This window comes from Winogradskyella vincentii (assembly GCF_020166345.1).
Taxonomy (GTDB): domain Bacteria; phylum Bacteroidota; class Bacteroidia; order Flavobacteriales; family Flavobacteriaceae; genus Winogradskyella; species Winogradskyella vincentii.
This window is the reverse complement of record NZ_JAIUJS010000001.1, coordinates 663,101-683,094: the sequence shown is the minus strand read 5'-3', so window position 1 is coordinate 683,094 and position 19,994 is coordinate 663,101. Positions and strand designations below refer to the sequence as shown.

15 protein-coding genes are annotated in these 19,994 nt (G+C 32.8%); 6 read left to right on the top strand and 9 right to left on the bottom strand.

The features are described 5' to 3' along the window. The first annotated feature begins 3 nt into the window (after nt 1-3). Nucleotides 4-1,650 carry a glucose-6-phosphate isomerase gene (pgi, locus tag LBV24_RS03110; protein ID WP_224477127.1) on the top strand — a complete coding sequence of 549 codons (1,647 nt, stop codon included), beginning with the start codon at nt 4-6 and terminating at the stop codon, nt 1,648-1,650. Between the two features lie 162 nt (nt 1,651-1,812). Beyond that, on the top strand, nt 1,813-4,428 hold the full coding sequence (locus LBV24_RS03105) for a TonB-dependent receptor (RefSeq protein WP_224477126.1): 2,616 nt from the start codon (nt 1,813-1,815) through the stop codon (nt 4,426-4,428). A gap of 72 nt (nt 4,429-4,500) precedes the next feature. Here LBV24_RS03105 and gldD read toward each other — a convergent pair whose 3' ends face one another. The 4 genes from gldD to mutY form a co-directional block, all read right to left on the bottom strand. Next, nucleotides 4,501-5,070: a gliding motility lipoprotein GldD gene (gene gldD, locus LBV24_RS03100; RefSeq protein WP_224477125.1), complete on the bottom strand. Its 570-nt coding sequence runs from the start codon at nt 5,068-5,070 to the stop codon at nt 4,501-4,503. Continuing rightward, entirely contained in the window at nt 5,067-6,386 is a 1,320-nt protein-coding gene (locus LBV24_RS03095; RefSeq protein WP_224477124.1) for a gliding motility-associated protein GldE, read from the bottom strand. Before LBV24_RS03095 ends, gldD begins: the two co-directional genes overlap by 4 nt. A 20-nt stretch (nt 6,387-6,406) precedes the next feature. After that, a complete protein-coding gene (locus tag LBV24_RS03090; RefSeq protein WP_224477123.1) occupies nt 6,407-6,850 on the bottom strand; it encodes a single-stranded DNA-binding protein in 444 nt (147 codons plus the stop codon). Nucleotides 6,851-6,919: 69 nt separating this feature from the next. Continuing rightward, nucleotides 6,920-7,969 carry an A/G-specific adenine glycosylase gene (gene mutY / locus LBV24_RS03085; RefSeq protein ID WP_224477122.1) on the bottom strand — a complete coding sequence of 350 codons (1,050 nt, stop codon included), beginning with the start codon at nt 7,967-7,969 and terminating at the stop codon, nt 6,920-6,922. A gap of 133 nt (nt 7,970-8,102) precedes the next feature. Between mutY and LBV24_RS03080 the strand changes: the two genes are divergently transcribed. Both LBV24_RS03080 and LBV24_RS03075 read left to right on the top strand, forming a co-directional pair. After that, the gene (locus tag LBV24_RS03080) at nt 8,103-8,393 is read left to right on the top strand and encodes an HU family DNA-binding protein (protein ID WP_224477121.1); all 291 of its coding nucleotides are present in this window, start codon (nt 8,103-8,105) and stop codon (nt 8,391-8,393) included. Nucleotides 8,394-8,700: 307 nt separating this feature from the next. Beyond that, complete coding sequence (locus LBV24_RS03075; protein WP_224477120.1) at nt 8,701-10,245, top strand: Rne/Rng family ribonuclease; 1,545 nt, start codon at nt 8,701-8,703, stop codon at nt 10,243-10,245. Nucleotides 10,246-10,308: 63 nt separating this feature from the next. Here LBV24_RS03075 and LBV24_RS03070 read toward each other — a convergent pair whose 3' ends face one another. From LBV24_RS03070 to LBV24_RS03060, 3 genes are all read right to left on the bottom strand, one after another. Beyond that, the gene (locus LBV24_RS03070; protein WP_224477119.1) at nt 10,309-11,346 is read right to left on the bottom strand and encodes an aldo/keto reductase; all 1,038 of its coding nucleotides are present in this window, start codon (nt 11,344-11,346) and stop codon (nt 10,309-10,311) included. 91 nt (nt 11,347-11,437) lie between these two features. Continuing rightward, nucleotides 11,438-12,397, bottom strand: a complete 960-nt coding sequence (locus tag LBV24_RS03065) for an OmpA family protein (protein WP_224477118.1) — start codon at nt 12,395-12,397, stop codon at nt 11,438-11,440. 25 nt (nt 12,398-12,422) lie between these two features. After that, nucleotides 12,423-13,184, bottom strand: coding sequence for an exodeoxyribonuclease III (locus tag LBV24_RS03060; protein ID WP_224477117.1), 762 nt, complete (start codon nt 13,182-13,184; stop codon nt 12,423-12,425). A 111-nt stretch (nt 13,185-13,295) separates the two neighbouring features. Between LBV24_RS03060 and LBV24_RS03055 the strand changes: the two genes are divergently transcribed. Beyond that, the gene (locus LBV24_RS03055; RefSeq protein WP_224477116.1) at nt 13,296-16,721 is read left to right on the top strand and encodes a hypothetical protein; all 3,426 of its coding nucleotides are present in this window, start codon (nt 13,296-13,298) and stop codon (nt 16,719-16,721) included. A 75-nt stretch (nt 16,722-16,796) separates the two neighbouring features. After that, entirely contained in the window at nt 16,797-17,381 is a 585-nt protein-coding gene (locus tag LBV24_RS03050; RefSeq protein ID WP_224477115.1) for a hypothetical protein, read from the top strand. Between the two features lie 66 nt (nt 17,382-17,447). Here the strand turns inward: LBV24_RS03050 and LBV24_RS03045 are convergent, their stop codons facing one another. Both LBV24_RS03045 and LBV24_RS03040 read right to left on the bottom strand, forming a co-directional pair. Beyond that, on the bottom strand, nt 17,448-18,986 hold the full coding sequence (locus tag LBV24_RS03045) for a glycine--tRNA ligase (RefSeq protein ID WP_224477114.1): 1,539 nt from the start codon (nt 18,984-18,986) through the stop codon (nt 17,448-17,450). A 63-nt stretch (nt 18,987-19,049) separates the two neighbouring features. Then, nucleotides 19,050-19,934 (bottom strand): hypothetical protein, encoded by an 885-nt coding sequence (locus LBV24_RS03040; protein WP_224477113.1) that lies wholly within the window; start codon nt 19,932-19,934, stop codon nt 19,050-19,052. Nucleotides 19,935-19,994 lie beyond the last annotated feature (60 nt).

Here is a 19,994-nt window from a genome sequence, read left to right as displayed (position 1 = left end):
ATCATGGCATTAAAATCAACCAACCCGACTTCTACGAAGTCATGGAATAAACTACAATTGCATTTTAAAAATATAGAGCACAGACATTTAAGAGATTTGTTTGAGGCTGATCCCAACAGAGCAAAAGATTTAACGATTCAATGGGAAGATTTTTATGTAGATTTTTCAAAAAATAGAGTTACTCAGGAAACTTTAAATCTTTTAACCGATTTAGCAAATGAAGTTGACTTAAAAGATGCAATATCAAAATATTTTGGAGGAGATATTATAAACGCAACTGAGGGAAGGGCTGTTTTACATACAGCCTTAAGAAGTAGTAAAGATTCAGAAGCATTTGTAGAAGGGGCTAATGTAATACCTGGTGTTTTTGAAGTAAAGCAGAAAATAAAGGAGTTTACGAATTCTGTGTCCTCTGGAGAGCATAAAGGATTTACCGGTAAAGCGATTACGGACGTAGTTAATATTGGTATTGGAGGATCTGATCTGGGACCAGCTATGGTTGTAGATGCTTTGCAGTTTTACAAAAATCATTTAAACACTCACTTCGTAAGTAATGTAGACGGAGATCATCACAAAGAGATTATAAAAAACCTAAATCCAGAAACCACATTATTTGTTATTGTTTCCAAAACATTTACCACTCAGGAAACTTTATCTAATGCAAATTCAATTAGATCATGGTTTTTAGAGTCTTTACCTCAAGAGGCAGTGGCCAATCATTTTGTTGCAGTTTCTACAAACATAGACAGTGTCAAGGCGTTTGGTATAAACGAAAACAATATATTTCCAATGAAAGATTGGGTTGGTGGTCGTTTTTCACTTTGGAGTGCAGTTGGTTTGTCTATTAGTTTAGCTCTAGGCTATGAGAATTATGAAAGCCTTTTAGATGGTGCCTATAAAATGGACAATCATTTTAAAACAGCGAATTTCAATCAGAACATACCTGTTATCTCTGCTCTACTAACGGTGTGGTATAATAATTTTTTCAATGCAGAAAGTGAGGCAATAATTCCTTACACACAATATTTAAATCAATTTGCTACCTATTTGCAACAAGGGATAATGGAGAGTAATGGGAAAAGTGTTGATAGATCAGGTAATCCTGTAACATATCAAACAGGGACTATAATTTGGGGTGAACCAGGTACTAATTCTCAACATGCATTTTTTCAATTAATACATCAAGGGACAAAACTAATTCCTGCTGATTTTATTGGATTTGTAAAATCCTTACATGGAAATTCAGATCACCATGATAAGCTTATGTCAAATTACTTTGCTCAGACAGAAGCATTAATGAATGGTAAAAATGAAAAAGAAGTATTGGCAGAATTAGAAGGGCAAAGTTTGTCTGATGATAAAATAAAAGAACTACTTCCATTTAAAATATTTGAAGGCAATAAACCTACAACTTCTATACTAATTAATAAACTTACACCAGAAAGCCTGGGTAAACTAATAGCGATGTATGAACATAAAATCTTTGTTCAAGGCATAATTTGGAATATTTACAGTTACGATCAATTTGGTGTAGAATTAGGAAAACAGCTTGCTAAAACCATATTAAAGGAGCTGAATAATGATTCAGTTGCCAATCTTCACGATGCGTCAACTCAACAACTGGTTGATTTTTATAAAAATAATTGCTAAAAACTGTTAAAAAGTTTCTAATAATTAAATTATGCGCGCACAATTGTTATTGAATCAATAATTAATTTGCAGTGTTAAAATTTTTAACAATTAGTTAATGTTATAACTATAGTTATATGTAATTTTGCAACACTAAAAGAAACCAATTAACTTAAATTTTATATGAAAAAATTTAACTCTTATTTATTTGCGACTGTACTGACATTATTTGCTACAGTGGCTTTTGCTCAAAGTACTCTTACCGGTAAGGTAATTGACGGAGAGATGAATGCACCCCTTCCAGGAGCTAACGTAATTGTTAATGGAACTTCAAATGGTGCAACTACAGACTTTGAGGGTAATTTTACAATTACTGCTCAATCAGGATCTGGAGAAATTGTAATTTCTTATGTTGGATTTGAATCTAAAACACTTCCATTTAACGGTGATACAGATTTTGGTTCAATTGTATTGAATTTAGACAATACCTTAGATGAGGTTGTTGTTGTTGGTACTGGAATTATCGATTTAGCTGAAGGTAGAAAAACACCAGTGGCAGTATCGACAATTACAGGTAGAGACATTCAACTTAAGGCTTCAGGTAACGTAGAATTTGGTGAGTCCATGAAAAACACACCTTCTGTTTATGTTTCTAATCAAGCAGGTGGTTTTGGTGATAGCCAGATATTCTTAAGAGGTTTTGACCAAACAAACACTGCATACTTATTAAATGGTCAGCCAATTAATGGTATGGAAGATGGTAACATGTACTGGTCAAACTGGTCTGGTATGTCAGACGTAGCTAACGCAGTACAGGTACAAAGAGGTTTAGGGTCTTCTAAACTTGCTATCTCTTCTGTTGGTGGTACTGTAAACATCGTTTCTAAAACAACTGACAAAAGAAAAGGTGGTTTTGTACGTTTCTTAACTGGTAACGATAGTTATATGAAAGGAACTATCAACTACAATTCTGGTATTAACGATAAAGGCTGGGCATTTTCTGTATTGGTAGATCACTGGCAAGCTCACAGAAAGTACTCAATTGGTACTGCTGGTCAAGGACAAAACTATATGATATCTGTTGGTTACAAGCCAAATGAAAATAACACATTCAACTTTTTATTAACTGGTGCACCACAATGGCACGACCAAAACTTCTCTGAAGATTTAGAATTCTATGAAGCGTATGGTGAAAAAGCTAATGATAACTCTGGTTTTTATGAAGGTGAGCGTTTTACTGAAAGACGTAACTTTTACCACAAGCCAGTTGCTAACTTAAACTGGGACTGGAAAATTAAAGAAGGTTTAGATTTATCTACTGTACTTTATGCGTCTTGGGGCCGTGGTGGTGGAACTGGAAACCTTGGTCGTGGTCGTATTAGAAACCAAGACGTAGGTATTTTTGGTCTTAACGAAAGAGAAATCAACTTCGACGCTATCGAAGATAATAACATCGCTACTGCAGATGCTAACGGTAATGGTAATTTTGGTGATTCTTACTTAAGAAGAGCTTCTATGAACAACCATAACTGGTATGGTTTATTATCTAACTTAAATATTGAAACTAGTGAAAACTGGTCGTTCAATGTTGGTTTTGATGGTAGAACATATAACGGTATTCACTTTAGACAATTAGTTGATAAGTTTGGTCTAAACGGTTATGTAGATAACTTTAGAATTCCTGAGCGTCCGGACGATTATGTGATTTCTGAAACTTTTGAAGCAAATCCTTGGACAACTTTATTTGATTTTGCAGATGACGATCAGAGATATGACAGAAACTACGAAGAAGTTATAAACTATCTTGGTGCATTTGGTCAAGCAGAATATTCAAAAGATGACTTCTCTGTATTTGTACAAGCTGCACTTTCAACACAGTCTTATCAAAGAGAAGGTTTCTTTGGTGGTGTAGGTGATGGTTTAGGAAAATCTGAAAAATTAAGCAAGACAGGATACCAAGTAAAAGGTGGTGCTTCTTATAATATTGATAGTAATCACTCTGTATTTGCTAATGCAGGTACTTTTTCACGTCAACCATACTTAGATAATGTTTTTGCAAATATTAGATATTCTAATGCTCTAGTTGATCCAGAAATAGATAATGAAGAAATATTAGGTTTAGAAGCAGGTTATCGTTTCAAAAATGACGTTTTAAGAATAAATGTTGATGCCTACAGAACAGAATGGGGTAACAGATTTGTTAGCGTTGGAACAAACCTTCCTATGGATGAGTTTGGTATCTATAGATTTACTGATGTAACTCAGATTCACCAAGGTGTAGAATTTGATTTTGAATATAGACCAGTCGCAGCCGGATGGAGCTTAAGAGGTTATGGATCATTAGGTAACTGGAAGTATGAAGGTGATACACCATATACTTTACAAAATGATGATACAGGTGATTTCTTAGTTACTGATGGAAACCTTGAATTAACTGATGTGAAAATTGGAAATGCTCCTCAAACATCTTTCGGTGTTGGATTTAGAGCAGATGTTTGCGAAGGATTATCAGTTGATATGGATTACAATATCTTCACAGATTTGTATGAGTTTATTGACGTAGAGGATGTTGTTGATGCGGCTTTAGCAGGTAATAAGTATGAAGCAGTAAGATTACCAGCTTATACTTTAGCAGACGCTGGTTTAACGTATAGATTCTCATTAGGAGATAATCCTATGGTATTTAGAGCTAACGTTTATAACTTATTCAACACTGCCTATATCAACCAAAGAAATGCATTTGGTTACTACTTAGGTATTGGAAGAACGTTTAACGCAAGTATTCGTTACAACTTCTAATCTATCAACATAGAAGAATAAAAAAGCAACCTTTTTTAAGGTTGCTTTTTTTTGGTTTAAACTTTAATAGAATTATTCCTTCCACTTCAATGACTCCATAAGTCGCTTTATATCTCTTTTTAAATATTCAGATGCTGGGTAAATAGAATCATAATTTGGTTTTGCGTAGAAGTAAAGAGAACCACTAATAAAATGATTTATACTATCGGTAAGGTAAAACTGTGATTGAGATGCAGCATCTCCACCAATTTCATATAACATGCCATATTTATTGGATTCTTTGTTTTCAAATAAATTGCTTGCTATTTCATCTGCCTTTATCGTATGTTTTTGAGTTAAGTTTTGGGCATCTCTTAAAAGGCTATCCAAATTGTTGTTTCTTATTTTTTGGTAGGTAAGATAAATAGTTGCTTTCATTGAAGGGTACTGGATATCAATTCCCTTGACCTCACCTGAAGATTTTATGTTTTTAACAGGAGTTGTCATTTGATTCTTGTCAAAAGTAAATGGCAATGGAATAGAAGTCTTTTTATACTTGGCATCCGGATATTCTAATCTTAAATAACCTTTTGGCTTCGGTAGAGGATCATTACCACAACCAAGAAGTAAAAGACTTATTAATGGTATAATTACCTTTTTCATTCTATAGGTTTAATTAAGGTTAGTTTTATTTGTTTTATACGCTTTCGTTCTAAAGCCTCTATAGTAAAAACGTAAGTTTTGAAATTTATTTTACTACCAATTCTAGGAAATCCACCAGAAATCTCTAAAACAAAACCGGCTAAAGTTTCGGCATCTCCTTTTTTAGATTCAAAGTCATCAATATCTTCTTCAATTCCTACAATTTTATAGACATCTTTTAGAGGTGTTTTACCTTCAAAACTATAATTATTGTCATCGAGCTTGGTGTAAATTAAATCTTCATCATCATACTCATCACTGATATCTCCAACTATTTCTTCAATAATATCTTCCAGAGAAACCAAACCAGATGTGCCACCATACTCATCTACCACTACAGCTAAATGAACTTTTTTTGTCTGAAATTCTACCATAAGGTCATCGAGTTTTTTGTTCTCAGGCACAAAAAATGGTTCTCTTAAAATCTTGGTCCAGTTGAATTTCTTTTTATTTAGATGAGGTAGTAGGTCTTTAACATAAAGTACGCCTTTTATGGTATCAATTGATTCCTCATAAACAGGTATTCTAGAATATCCATTGTTTATTATTTCTTTAATAATGGTTTCATAAGGTGTATTTATATCTAACGCAAATAAATCCATTCTCGGACGCATTACTTGTTTTGTGTCTGTATTTCCAAAAGACACAATACCTTGTAATATTTTTTGCTCTTCTTGTGTGGTATCTTCATCATTTGTAAGCTCTAATGCTTGTGATAACTGATCAACACTGAGATTGGATTTTTGTTTACCAAATGTATTTTGAATTTTCATTGTAACATACCTCATAGGTAGGCTAATAGGAGAAAAAATAACGTCTAATATCTTTAATGGTCTGGCCATAAAAGAAGAAAATTGAACACTATTTCTACTCGCATATATTTTCGGAATTATTTCTCCGAATAATAGGATTAAGAATGTTGCACAAACTACCTCCAACAAAAACCTTGCGATACTGTTAGTGATATTGCTAAATATGGTTTCGCCTAGATATGCAAACAATAAAACAATGGCAATATTAATGAAGTTATTTGCGACTAAAATAGTGGCAAGTAGTTTCTTTGGTCTGTTAAGGAGATCAGAAATAATCTGCATTTTTACAGACTTATTTTCTATGCCTTCATCAATATTAGACTTTGTTAACGAAAATATAGCTACTTCAGCTCCAGAAATCATTGCCGAACAAGCAAGTAAAATAACAAGTAAAATAATACTTGTTAGAAATGATGTATTAATTGCTAGAAAAATTGAAATTAAAACCGAGGGTTCTGGGTCCAAATTAGTTTTATTTAAATTATTTAGAATGGTAAATCATCATCCTCATCAGGTACAACACTCTTCTGTTCTGTCTGTTGAGTTTGTATATTGGTTGTTGGTGCACTTGGCTGTTGTGTCTGTTGTTCATTTTTATTTGTTAAAAATGTAAAATCCGTACACTGAATTTCTGTAGAATAGCGTTCCATACCCTTGTCATCTGTCCATTTTCTAGTTTTAATTCTTCCTTCAATATAGACTTTATCACCTTTGGTGAGGTATTTTTCGCAAATTTCAGCAGCCCTATTTCTAACTACTATATTGTGCCATTCTGTGTTAGAAACACGTTCATTAGTAGTTTTATTTGTGTATGTTTCGTTAGTTGCCAAAGGAAAACGACCGACGCAATTTTTGTCATCGAAATAATGCATTTTCACTTCATCTCCTAAATGCCCTATAAGCATTACTTTATTTAACGTCCCTGACATATCTATTATATTTTTTTACAAAGTTACAGTTTTATATACTCTATTAAAGGTAATAATTTTTTGTGATTATTAAACCGCCTCAAAATTGAATTCGTCAATAAAGTTACTTATCAATACAGGTGCAGGGTATGATTTTAATTTTTCAATTGAAATGCTGTCTTGAGGTAATTGATCTACCTCAATAATCCAAAATTTGGTGTGTAAATGTTGATGAGATAACTTGTGAATTCTGTCAGTTTCATTATAGAGGGAAAATTCAAAATTAGAATTTTCAAGAATTGTATTTTCAAATTTCAATAAGTTAAATTCCTCTGCTTTTAGACTACGGTTTGATTCTATAAGTGGAAACTGATATAGGTTCTGCCAAATGCCCTTGCCTGTTCTTTTTTCTATAACCGTATTCTTTTTCTTGTCAATACAAACCAGGAAGTTGAAATACTTTGTACTAACTTTTGTCTTCTTCAATTTTACCGGAAGTTGATCTATCGATTTATTTATATAAGCATAGCAACTGTTCGACACAGGGCAAGAATTACAATCTGGATTTTTTGGTCGGCATTGTCTTGCACCAAATTCCATTATGGCTTGATTATAATTTCCTGGTTCTTTATGGTCAATTAGGGTTGAAGCAAGTTCCTTAAATTCTTTAATTCCCTTTGTACTATTAATAGGTGTATCTATACCATAGAATCTAGATAATGCGCGATAAACATTTCCGTCTACAACTGCAGAAGCTTCATTAAAACAAATCGATGCGATGGCGCTTGCAGTATAGTCGCCAACTCCCTTTAGAGACAACAAGTCTTTATAGTTGTCTGGGAAAACACCGTTAAGATTAAAGGCAATATTTTTAGCTGTGGTATGTAAATTTCTTGCTCGAGAATAATAGCCCAGTCCCTGCCAAAGTTTTAATACCTGTTCTTCAGTAGCGTCTGCAAGGTCAAAAACAGTAGGAAATTCCTTGATAAATGAAAGATAATATGGCAACCCTTGTTTAACTTGAGTTTGTTGTAATATTATTTCCGAAAGCCAAATATTATACGGGTTTTTTGTAGCTCTCCATGGTAAATCTCGTTTATGTATTGAATACCAGTGAGTTATTTGCTTTTGAAAATTCATTTATTAAAAATCAGGTTTTGCAAAATTAAATCTTTATAGTGTTAAATTTTAATTAATTACGCTTGAAATATTGAATTTAAATTACCTATATTTGCATCCCTTAGAATTTATAATAACCCTAAAACTAATAACAATGACAAAAGCTGATTTAGTAGCTAAAATTTCTGATAAGCTAGGTATAGAAAAAGGAGATGTTCAAGCTACAGTAGAAACCTTTATGGAAGAAGTAAAATCATCATTAGAAGGAGGCGATAATGTGTATTTAAGAGGTTTCGGAAGTTTTATAATTAAAACTAGAGCTGAAAAAACTGGTCGTAATATTTCAAAAAATACTACGATTAAAATACCTGCTCACAACATACCTGCTTTTAAACCTGCTAAAGTATTTTTAGAAGGTGTAAAATCTAATGTTGAAGTTAACTAAATAGGTAGTAAAAAAAATATTAACTAAAAGCATTATTAACTATGCCAAGTGGTAAAAAGAGAAAAAGACACAAGGTAGCGACGCATAAGCGTAAAAAACGTAGACGCGCTAATCGTCACAAAAAGAAATAAACTGAAAAAAGTAGTTTTTAAACTACTTTTTTCAGTTTTAAAAAAACGTTCTTTGATATAGAATTTAAGAAGCATTTAATAGAGTGTTCTTAAGTTTGTTGGATACTAAAATCCTGTGTCAAAAAATTTAGTAAAATCCATCTAACTCAATTAAGAGCTAGATTTAAATTAACATTATGAACAAAGAATTAATCGTAAGATCGAGTTCTGATATTGTTGATTTTGCCTTATTAAAAGATGGAAAACTTATTGAATTACATAAAGATGAAGAAGACAATAACTTTGCAGTAGGTGATATTTTTATTGCTAAAATTCGCAAGGTTATACCAGGTCTAAATGCCGCGTTTGTAAACGTTGGTTATGAAAAAGATGGTTTTTTACACTATCATGATCTTGGACCTCAGTTACCTTCTCTTTTAAAATTCATTAAACGTGTAAGCACAGGGAAATTAAGAGATTATAGACTCAAAGACTTTCCATTAGAAAAAGATTTAAACAAGCACGGTAAAATTGCCGATGCTATTAAATCCAATCAATCAATTTTAGTACAAGTAGTAAAAGAACCAATTTCTACAAAAGGACCACGCATTAGTTCAGAATTATCTATTGCTGGTAGATACATAGTCTTAGTCCCTTTTTCTAATCGTATTTCAATTTCTCAAAAAATTGAATCTCAAGAAGAAAAAGACAGATTAAAGCGACTTGTTAAGAGTATCACACCTAAAGGATTTGGTGTTATTATACGTACTGTAGCAGAAGGCAAAAGAGTTGCCGAGCTAGATAATGATTTACAGAATTTGCTGGGTAGATGGACAGCAATGTGTAAAAAATTGTACAAAGCGCATCATCCTACAAAAGTATTGGGAGAAATGAACAAAGCGTCCTCAATTTTGAGAGATATTTTTAATGATTCATTTTCTGGTATTGTTGTGGATGACGAAGAATTGTACATACAAGTAAAAGATTACGTGCAACAGATTGCACCGAAAAAAGAGTCTATTGTAAAGTACTATAAAAATGGAGTGCCAATTTTTGAAAAATATGGTATTGAGCGTCAAATAAAAACATCATTTGGCCGTACCGTTTCCATGGCAAAAGGTGCTTATTTGGTTATAGAACATACAGAAGCTATGCATGTTATAGACGTAAATAGCGGTAATCGTTCTAATAAAGAAAAAAACCAAGAAGACACTGCTCTAGAAGTAAATTTAATCTCTGCTACCGAAATTGCCCGCCAATTACGATTACGTGATATGGGAGGTATTATCGTTATTGATTTTATCGACATGGGTAGAGCAGAGAACAGAAAAAAACTTTACAATCATCTTAGAGATGAGATGAAAGACGACAAAGCAAAGCATAAAATATTACCGCCGAGTAAGTTTGGTTTAGTGCAAATAACCAGACAACGCGTTAGGCCAGAGCGTAATATTAAAACAAAAGAAGAAAATCCAAATCTCGTAGGAGGCGATGAAATCGAAGCACCAATTAAGGTGGTAGAGAGAATCAATCAAGACTTAGAACGGATTTTTAAAAGAGACTATAAAAAGGTAACCTTAAATGCACATCCTTTTATAGCAGCCTTTTTAACAAAGGGGTTTCCATCAGTGCGTTCAAAATGGTTTTTTGAACACAAAAAATGGGTAAAAGTCTTACCTAGAGATGCTTACACTTATCTTGAATATCATTTTTTTGATAAAAATAATAACAAAATCAAGTAATATCTATTAGAAAAAAGCCCTTCCAATTTGGAAGGGCTTTTTTTATTTTATTTAATCTCTGAGTTATGGTGCTGGATTTGGTATCTCAGTATGTACCTTATTGATTTCATTCATTACTTCTTTTGACAGTGAAATATTGATACTCTCAATATTTTCCTCTAACTGTTCCAAGTTTGTTGCACCAATAATATTACTGGTTAAGAATGGTCTTTCATTAACAAAAGCCAAAGACATTTGGGCCAATGTCATACCATTATCTTCCGCTATTTTTAAATAACGTTTGGTAGCCTCAGTGGATTGTTCACTACTGTAGCGTGCAAATCTCGGGAATAGTTTTAGCCTTGCATTATCTGCTGCAGTTCCTTTAATGTATTTACCAGAAAGAACACCAAATGCCATTGGAGAATAAGCTAACAAACCAATATTCTCACGAATTGCAATTTCTGCCATATCACCTTCAAAAACTCGATTCAGAAGCGAGTAGGCATTTTGGATCGTTATCATTCTAGGTAATTTATTGGCATTTGATTCTTCAAGATAACGCATTGTTCCCCATGCTTTTTCATTAGAAATACCAACTTGTCTAATCTTACCAGATTTAACAATATTGTCTAAATTTTGAAGTATTTCATTGAAATTATCTTCCCAACCGTCATTAGGATTATGTGTATAATCTCTAACACCAAAAGTATTGGTTTGGCGCTCTGGCCAGTGCAATTGATATAAATCTATATAATCAGTTTTTAAGCGTTTTAAACTGTTGTCAACAGCTTCATTAAGTGCTTCTTTGCTAAATCCTGTTGTTCTAATATGTGCTGTATAATCGCCAGGTCCAGCAATTTTAGTCGCCAAAACAACCTTATCTCTATTACCAGTTTTAGTAAACCAATTGCCTATGATTCGTTCTGTCTCAGCATAGGTCTCTGCCGTTGCTGGTACAGGGTAAAGCTCTGCGACATCAAAGAAATTTACACCCTTGTCTAATGCTAAATCCATCTGTGCAAATCCTTCTTCTTGGGTGTTTTGGTTTCCCCATGTCATGGTTCCTAAACAAATCTTACTAACCTTTATATCGGTATTGGGTAGTGTTGTATATTTCATCTTTCTATTAATCAGTAATTTCTTGTAAAAATAAGAAGACCTTTCAAGTCAATACAACATGAAAGGTCTAAATCTATGTTAAGTTTTGCTTTTAGATATCGTTAAGCAATTTTGAAATTTCATCTAACTTAGGCGTTAAAATCACCTCAATTCTTCTGTTTTTTGCTCTACCTTCAGTCGTGTCATTTGAGGCAATAGGTGCATATTCACCGCGACCAGCTGCAGTTAAATTCTCAGGATTAATAGATGTGTTTTCTCTCAGAATATTCACAATGGCAGTTGCACGTTTTGTAGACAAGTCCCAATTGCCACTTAGCTGAGCATTTCCTTTATAAGGTACATTATCTGTATGACCTTCAATTAATATTGCTATATCTGGATTTTCAGCAAGTACATTAGCTAATTGCTGTACTGCTTTACGGCCTTCAGATCCTACAGACCAACTCCCAGATTGAAATAGCAACTTATTCTCCATAGAAACATACACTTTACCATCACGTTGTTCAACTGTTAATCCTTTGCCTTCAAAATTTGTTAGGGCTTTAGATATCGCATCTTTTAGGGCTTTCATACTTGCATCTTTTGTCGCAATTACATTCTCTAATTCCGCAACTCTTTTAGATCTATTCTCAAGTTCTCTTTTAAGTTTTTCTAATCTTGCACTTTCACTTGCTAGAGCTTGTTCTTTTGCTTCAAGTTTTGCTAGTAATTCTCTATTCTTTTTTGAATTTTTAGCTATTTCTGCAGAACTGTTTTTCTCTAATGCCTCATATGACGCTTTAAGGTTATCAAGATTTGATTTAGTAGCTGCTAATTCCGATTTTAATTGATTCAATTCTTCAATTGCCAAATCGTATTGTTTGGCCATAGTGTTGAGATCATTGAGGACAATATTTTTTTCTTTAGACAGTTTTTCTACTTCTTCATTTAAACTTCTATTTTCTTTTTTAAGTGTGGCATATTTATCTTCTAAATCTGTGTAGATTTTTTTTGAAACACAAGAAGAAAATAATCCAACTGTTACAATCAACAAAGAAATTCTTTTTATCATTTTTAAGGTTTTAATGATTACTATACTATATATCCAATTCTAAAAGAATAGGGCAGTGGTCACTATGAACTGCTTCAGTGAGTATAACGCTTCGTTTTATATTTTCTTGTAATGGTTTACTAACCATTGCATAATCTAATCGCCAACCTTTATTGTTTGCTCTAGCATTTGCGCGATAACTCCACCAAGAAAATTCTTGTTTTTCAGGATGCAAAAACCTAAAACTATCAACAAACCCACTGTCAATAAAATTGCCTAGCCACTCACGTTCTTCAGGTAAATATCCTGAAACACCTTTCATTTTTGGGTTATGTATATCTATTGGTTCATGACAAATATTGTAATCACCACAAACAACTAAATTTGGCAGTTTCTTTTGGAGTTTATTTAGATATTCATGGATCATATCCATGTATTCAAATTTGTGCTCTAATCGTGCATTATTTGTACCTGATGGCAAATACATACTCATTACTGAAACATTGTCGTAATCTGCTCTGATGTTACGACCCTCAAAATCCATTGATTCAATGCCAGTACCAAATTCTATATGGTTGGGTTCCTTTTTACAAAGTAATGCTACACCACTATATCCCTTTTTTTGAGCACTAAACCAATAGTTATATTCGTATCCAATTTCAGTGAATAGATTTAAATCTAATTGCTCTTCTAAGGCTTTAATTTCTTGTAAACAGATTACATCTGGGTTGGTAGCTTCAAGCCACTGAATAAACCCCTTATTTATTGCTGCTCTAATTCCATTTACATTATAGGATGCGATTTTCATAATTGAATTCTAAGGTTTAAGCGAAATTAAATAATACCCTACTTTTACACTATAATTTTGCGCCTATTTTAACAATAAAATATTTTAAGTTATAAACAGTTATTAGTCTACATGAAACGAGCTTTGGCCTTTATTGTTTTACTGTATTCTTTTTTGGGTTTTTCCCAAGAAGAACAAAGTAATTATAGGACCAAACGAATTGCAGTTAAAGACTCTATTAAAATTGATTCCGTAAGTATTAATCCTTCGAGATTTATTGTAAGGGATGAAAACGGGAAAATAATAGATTCTAGTTCATATAATATTGATTTTGTAAAATCATTATTAGTCTTTAGAAAAACAATTTCAACCGATACTGTTGAGGTGGATTATTTACGTTACCCAGAGTTTATAACCAAAGTATATAAACAACTAGATGACAATATAATCGTAAACAGAAGTTCTAGCCTTCAGAAGTTATATCAACTTGAAAATACTATAAGAAAAAACACATTTACACCATTTGATGGCTTAACTACTTCTGGTAGTATATCTCGAGGTGTTACAATTGGGAATAATCAGAATTCTGTATTAAATAGTGAACTAGACTTACAGATTTCTGGAAAGCTAAGTGACAAGGTGTCCTTAAGAGCTTCAATACAAGATGCGAATATACCTTTGCAAGAGAGTGGTTACTCTCAGAGATTAGATGAGTTTGACCAAGTATTTATTGAATTGTTTAGTGATAGTTGGAACATAAGAGCTGGTGATATAGACCTTGTAAATACACAGAGCTATTTTGCAAATTTTACAAAAAGAGTACAAGGACTTTTGGTGAACGCCAATTTAAGTGAAAAGACTAATGTCTTTGCTTCTGGAGCATTAGTAAGAGGGCAGTTTACCACGACCCAATTTACCGCCCAAGAAGGAAACCAAGGACCTTACAAACTTAGAGGTCCAAATAATGAGTTGTTTGTGTTAATAGTTTCAGGTAGTGAAACGGTTTATGTTAATGGTGTGCCCTTAGAACGAGGAGAAAATAGAGATTATATAATAGATTACAATGCAGGTGAAATTATTTTTAATTCTACGTTTCCTATAACTTCAGAAATGCGAATTACGGTAGATTATCAATTTAGTGAGCGCAACTACAGTAGATTTACAGTTTTTGGAGGAGGAGGCTATAAATCGGAAAAATTTAATCTAAATGTTTCTATTTACTCAGAAAGTGATGCCAAAAACCAACCATTGCAACAAAACTTATCTACGGAACAAACGCAAATTTTAGCTGATGCCGGTGATAACAGAAGTTTAATGACAGCACCTTCTGCAAGCCCTCAATCTTATTCCGAGAATAGAATTTTATATAGAAAAGAATTTATTGGAAGTGAGGAAATTTTTGTTTTCTCCAATGACCCAGATGATGAGTTGTTTAGTGTCAGCTTTACTTTAGTTGGTCAAAATCAAGGTAACTATATACTAAGTAATGATAATGCTGTCAGTAATATTTTTGAATATATTCCACCTGTGGCAGGAGTACCTCAAGGAAATTATGAGCCTATTGTGCAATTAGTTGCACCAGAGCGATTGCAAATAGCAGTATTAAATGGAAGTTATAAACCTTCCGAAAACACCAATGTGTTTGTTGAATTAGCAGGAAGCAAAAACGATCTCAACTTATTTTCAAACTTAGATGATAATGATAACGATGGATTTGCGGGTAAATTAAAAGTAAACCAGAAAATTGTCAAGTCCGATAGCTTATGGAATTTGTCTGCACTTATTGATGCAGATTTTATTCAAAAAGATTTTAGAACCATACAGCGATTATATAGAGCTGAATTTAATAGAGATTGGAATTTGGAAGATGATAGAGATGACCAAGGAAATTTTAATTTCGGTAATCAACTGCTGTTTACTTCTGGGTTACAATTATCACATTCCAAAAAAGGGGTTGCAAGTTATAATTTTGAGTATTTGGATTACTCTAATAATTTCACAGGAAACAGGCACAATGCATTAGTTAACTTAAGACTCGGCAATTTTTCAATTCTCTCAAATACCAGTTATCTAAATAGTGAAAGCACTATAAATAACTCTACCTTTTTGAGATCATTTAATCGTGTGGTATATGGTAAAAAGAATAAATGGGCTGGTGCAAAAATAGCACTAGAGGATAATGAACAACGTGTAATTGCAACAGATTCATTAACACCTCTGAGTCAGAAATTTAACTCGTATGAAGCTTTTGTGGGTATTGGTGATAGTACTAAAGTCTTTGTAGAACTGGGCTATATTAATCGTGTAAACGATAGTGTAAGAAATAATTTGGTTCAACGTGTTAATCGATCAAATACCTATTATTTAAAATCTAGATTAATTCAGAACAAAGCAACCAATTTGCAGTTGTTTGTTAATTATAGAGATTTAAAGGCTGATGTTGCAGATTCACAAAATGAGCAAAGTTTAAACAGTCGTTTAAACTTTAATCAAAAACTGTTTAATAATATAGTTATTTGGAACACAAATTTTGAAACTAACTCTGGTACCTTGCCACAACAAGATTTTACATATGTTGAGGTAGAAGCAGGCCAAGGCGCATATACTTGGATAGATTATAACGAAAATGGAATTCAAGAGTTGAATGAATTTGAACTTGCTCAATTTCAGGATCAAGGTAATTACATTAGGGTTTTGCTGCCAAATCAGGTTTTTGTTAGAACCCACCAAAATAGACTCAGCCAAACAATTACATTTAATTTTCAACAGTTAAGTTCATCAAAGGATAAATGGGATAAGTTCTTTTCACATTTCTATAATCAAACGTCTTTTCTTATTGATAGAAAAGTTAGGCGAGATGGTAATAACTTTAATCTAAACCCTTTTAATGAGGATGAAGAAAATGAATTGGCTTTGAATAACAGTATAAGAAATGTACTGTTTTACAATAGAGGTAAACAGCACTACACAACTTCATATACTTTCTTAACAAATACAAGTCGTAATCTGTTATCTATCGGTTTTCAGGAAAATAAATTGACTAACCATCAATTAAACTTTAATCATAAATTTGCTACTAACTGGCTTATTAATGCTCAAGGTAGTTTTGGTACTGAAGAAAGCTTAAGTGAAAATTTCGCAAATAGAAATTTTAATATAGATGAGGAACGATTTCAGCCAAAGCTCTCTTATTTATTTAATGAAAATGCACAGTTTGATGTATTTTATCAATATACCTCCAAATCTAACACAATAGGTAGTTTAGAATCTTTAGCTCAAAGCAATTATGGACTTTCATTTACCTATAATAACACTCAGAAAATTGCCCTCACAGGAGAATTTAACTTTTTTCAAAACGATTTTGAAGGAAACTCCAACACTCCAGTCGCCTACCAAATGTTAGAAGGACTTCAACCTGGAAAAAACTTCACTTGGAACTTGCTTGCTCAAAAGAAGCTAACAAAGTTTTTAGATTTAAACCTCTCATATTTTGGCAGAAAAACCGAAACATCTAAAACTATTCATACTGGTACTGTGCAACTAAAAGCATATTTCTAAAATAAAGTAATTTCTTACGCAACCATTTGACTAGTTTGCCGTCTATATGTAAAGAAAATCTAAATTAATCATATAATGAAAAAACTACTTTCAACCGTTTTGTTCTTCCTACTAATATTAAATACTAATGCACAGGAGGATAAAAATTCTAATACTTTAGCAAAGAATGAGATATCAGTTAATCTGTTAGACTTAGTTGTAGCTGGTACTCTAGGAGTAAATTACGAACGCCTTTTCGATAATAATCAATCCCTATTGATAGGTGCTAATTTTTTTGATACCTATGGATATTACGATGCTGGCTATATTGAAGATAACTCAGCATTTTCCCTGGAGGCTGCTTTTTTAATTTACTTTTCTAAGGAAAAAGATCATCACGGCTTTTTCTTCTACCCGCAATTGAAATTTAGAACTGGAGAAATTACAGTAGATGATTATTATTACTACGACATAGCTACAGAAACAGATGTTAACGAAGAATATACGTATGATATTGGCGGCGCCTCTGCTGGATTTGGCATTGGGCATAAATGGGTATTTAACAATAAAATAACCTTAATGCTCAATGGTGATATTGCACGGAATTTAGGAAATTTTGATGATGACTACCTAGACAATATTGAAGTGAGATTCTCTGTTAATTTTGGCTATAGGTTTTAACTAAAAAACGCTCAATAAAAAAACCCCAAACAATTTGTTTGGGGTTTTTAATTTTACTCTAGCCTATTACATTTTCATTAACCACTCTCTAACATCAACTTCTTTTTTAATAATGCTTCTGAGCTCGTCAATTTTCACTCTTTTTTGCTCCATTGTGTCTCTATGACGTATAGTTACGGTATTGTCTTCTAAAGTGTCATGATCTACAGTAATACAATAAGGTGTACCAACGGCATCTTGTCTTCTGTAACGTCTACCAACGGCATCTTTTTCATCGTAAACCACATTAAAATCCCACTTAAGATCCTCAACAATTTGCTTGGCGATGTCTGGCAAACCATCCTTTTTTACTAATGGAAGGATAGCAGCCTTGGTTGGTGCTAATACTGCTGGTAATTTCAACACTGTACGAGTTGTACCATTATCTAATTCTTCTTCTTGAAGCGAATTAGAGAATACGGCAAGGAACATACGGTCTAAACCTATAGATGTTTCTAACACATATGGAGTGTAGCTTGCATTGTCCTCGTGATCAAAATATTGTAGTTTTTTACCAGAATATTCTTCGTGTTGGCTTAAATCAAAGTCTGTACGAGAATGTATGCCTTCTAATTCTTTAAACCCGAATGGGAAGTTAAACTCAATATCCGTTGCAGCATCAGCATAGTGGGCTAATTTTTCATGATCATGGAAGCGATAATTGTCATCTCCCATACCCAATGACTTATGCCATTTTAAGCGATGTTCTTTCCAATATTCAAACCATTCCTTCTGTGTGCCTGGTTTAATGAAAAATTGCATTTCCATTTGTTCAAACTCGCGCATTCTAAAAATAAATTGTCTTGCAACAATCTCATTTCTAAAAGCTTTACCTGTTTGTGCAATACCAAATGGTATTTTCATCCTACCTGTTTTTTGCACATTTAAGAAATTGACAAAAATACCTTGAGCAGTTTCTGGTCTTAGGTATAAATCCATAGCAGAATCTGCAGATGCACCTAATTTGGTACCGAACATTAAGTTAAATTGTTTTACGTCAGTCCAATTACGACTTCCAGACAACGGGTCTGCTATTTCGAGTTCTTCAATAAGTGCCTTTACATCTGCTAAATCTTCATTTTCTAATGACTTGCCTAGACGTTTAAGCGTAGAATCTATTTTTTCTTGATAACCTAAGACACGGCCATTTGTAGAAACAAATTCTTCTTTATTAAAAGCATCACCAAATCTCTTTGCTGCCTTGGCAACTTCCTTATTAATCTTAGCTTCTATTTTAGCGCAGTAATCTTCTACTAGAACATCTGCTCTATAGCGTTTTTTCGAATCTTTGTTGTCAATAAGTGGATCATTGAACGCATCTACGTGTCCTGATGCTTTCCAAGTGGTGGGATGCATAAATATTGCAGCATCTATACCAACAATATTTTCGTGCATTTGTACCATCGCCTTCCACCAATAGTTACGAATGTTATTTTTTAATTCAGCACCATTTTGTGCATAGTCATAAACAGCACTTAGGCCATCATAAATCTCGCTACTCTGAAATACGTAACCATACTCTTTTGCATGAGAGATTACCTTTTTGAATTTATCGTCGTTTGCCATGGCACAAAAATAAAAAACCGCTCTAATTAATAGACCGGTTTTAAAAAAATTATGTTATTGAATTTACTTTAAATTTACAGTAGTACTTCCAAGTTTCATGTTTTTGTGAAAAACATTGATTAAATAGTCTCCTTTTTGGAAAGGTTTATCATCTTCATCTGCAATAATGGCTGTGCAAATTTCTAGATTTTCATTATTGTAGGTTATAACTTCTTTCTTGCTATAGATTAAAGAAAATTCTCCAAATACAACTTCTCCTTTATCTGCAACTATATTACCATCTGGGCTAACAATCTGGATAAAAATATCCTTACGCCCATTTTCAGTTAATGGGTTTTCTGCCACCAACACACAAACATCTATAGCATTTGCACGTCTTGCTTTGGTTGTAAATCTCTTTTTGGAACCACTTAATTTATAAGATTTTGCCTTAACATCACTTGCTTTAAGTATTGCAGCATTATCAATGGCTTTACTTAGTAGATTGTTTTTAGTGGCAAGATCATTGATTGTAAAACTCTTTTTCTCAATGGTATTGAGTGCGTCTTGATTTTCCTTTAGAAGTTGCTTATTTGCAATATTCAAAGAATCAATGGTATTTAGAAGTACCTTGCTTTTAGATTTTAGAATTATAAGTTGCTCCTTAAACTTAGTGATAATCGATAAATCACTTTTTAATAATCTTAATGAATCTAAGGCGTTCTTAGTTTCTAATTTTGCTTCTTGGAGCTGAGAAGCCATAAGATCATAATCTTGGCTTAGTTCGTCATAACTTTCTAACATTTCTGTTAGTTCTTGTTCTATCAAAAACTTTTCCTGCTTTAGGAATTCTTCGTAGGATTTAATGGATTTATAATTTGTAAAGCTATAAATACCTAAAGCTGTTAAAACGACTAATAAAGAACCTATAATTAATCTGTAGTTAAATAATTGAGGGTTAACTATCATAATTAATTGCTAATTTGAGCCAAAATTAGAGCTAATTAAATGACCAATTTATTTTATTCG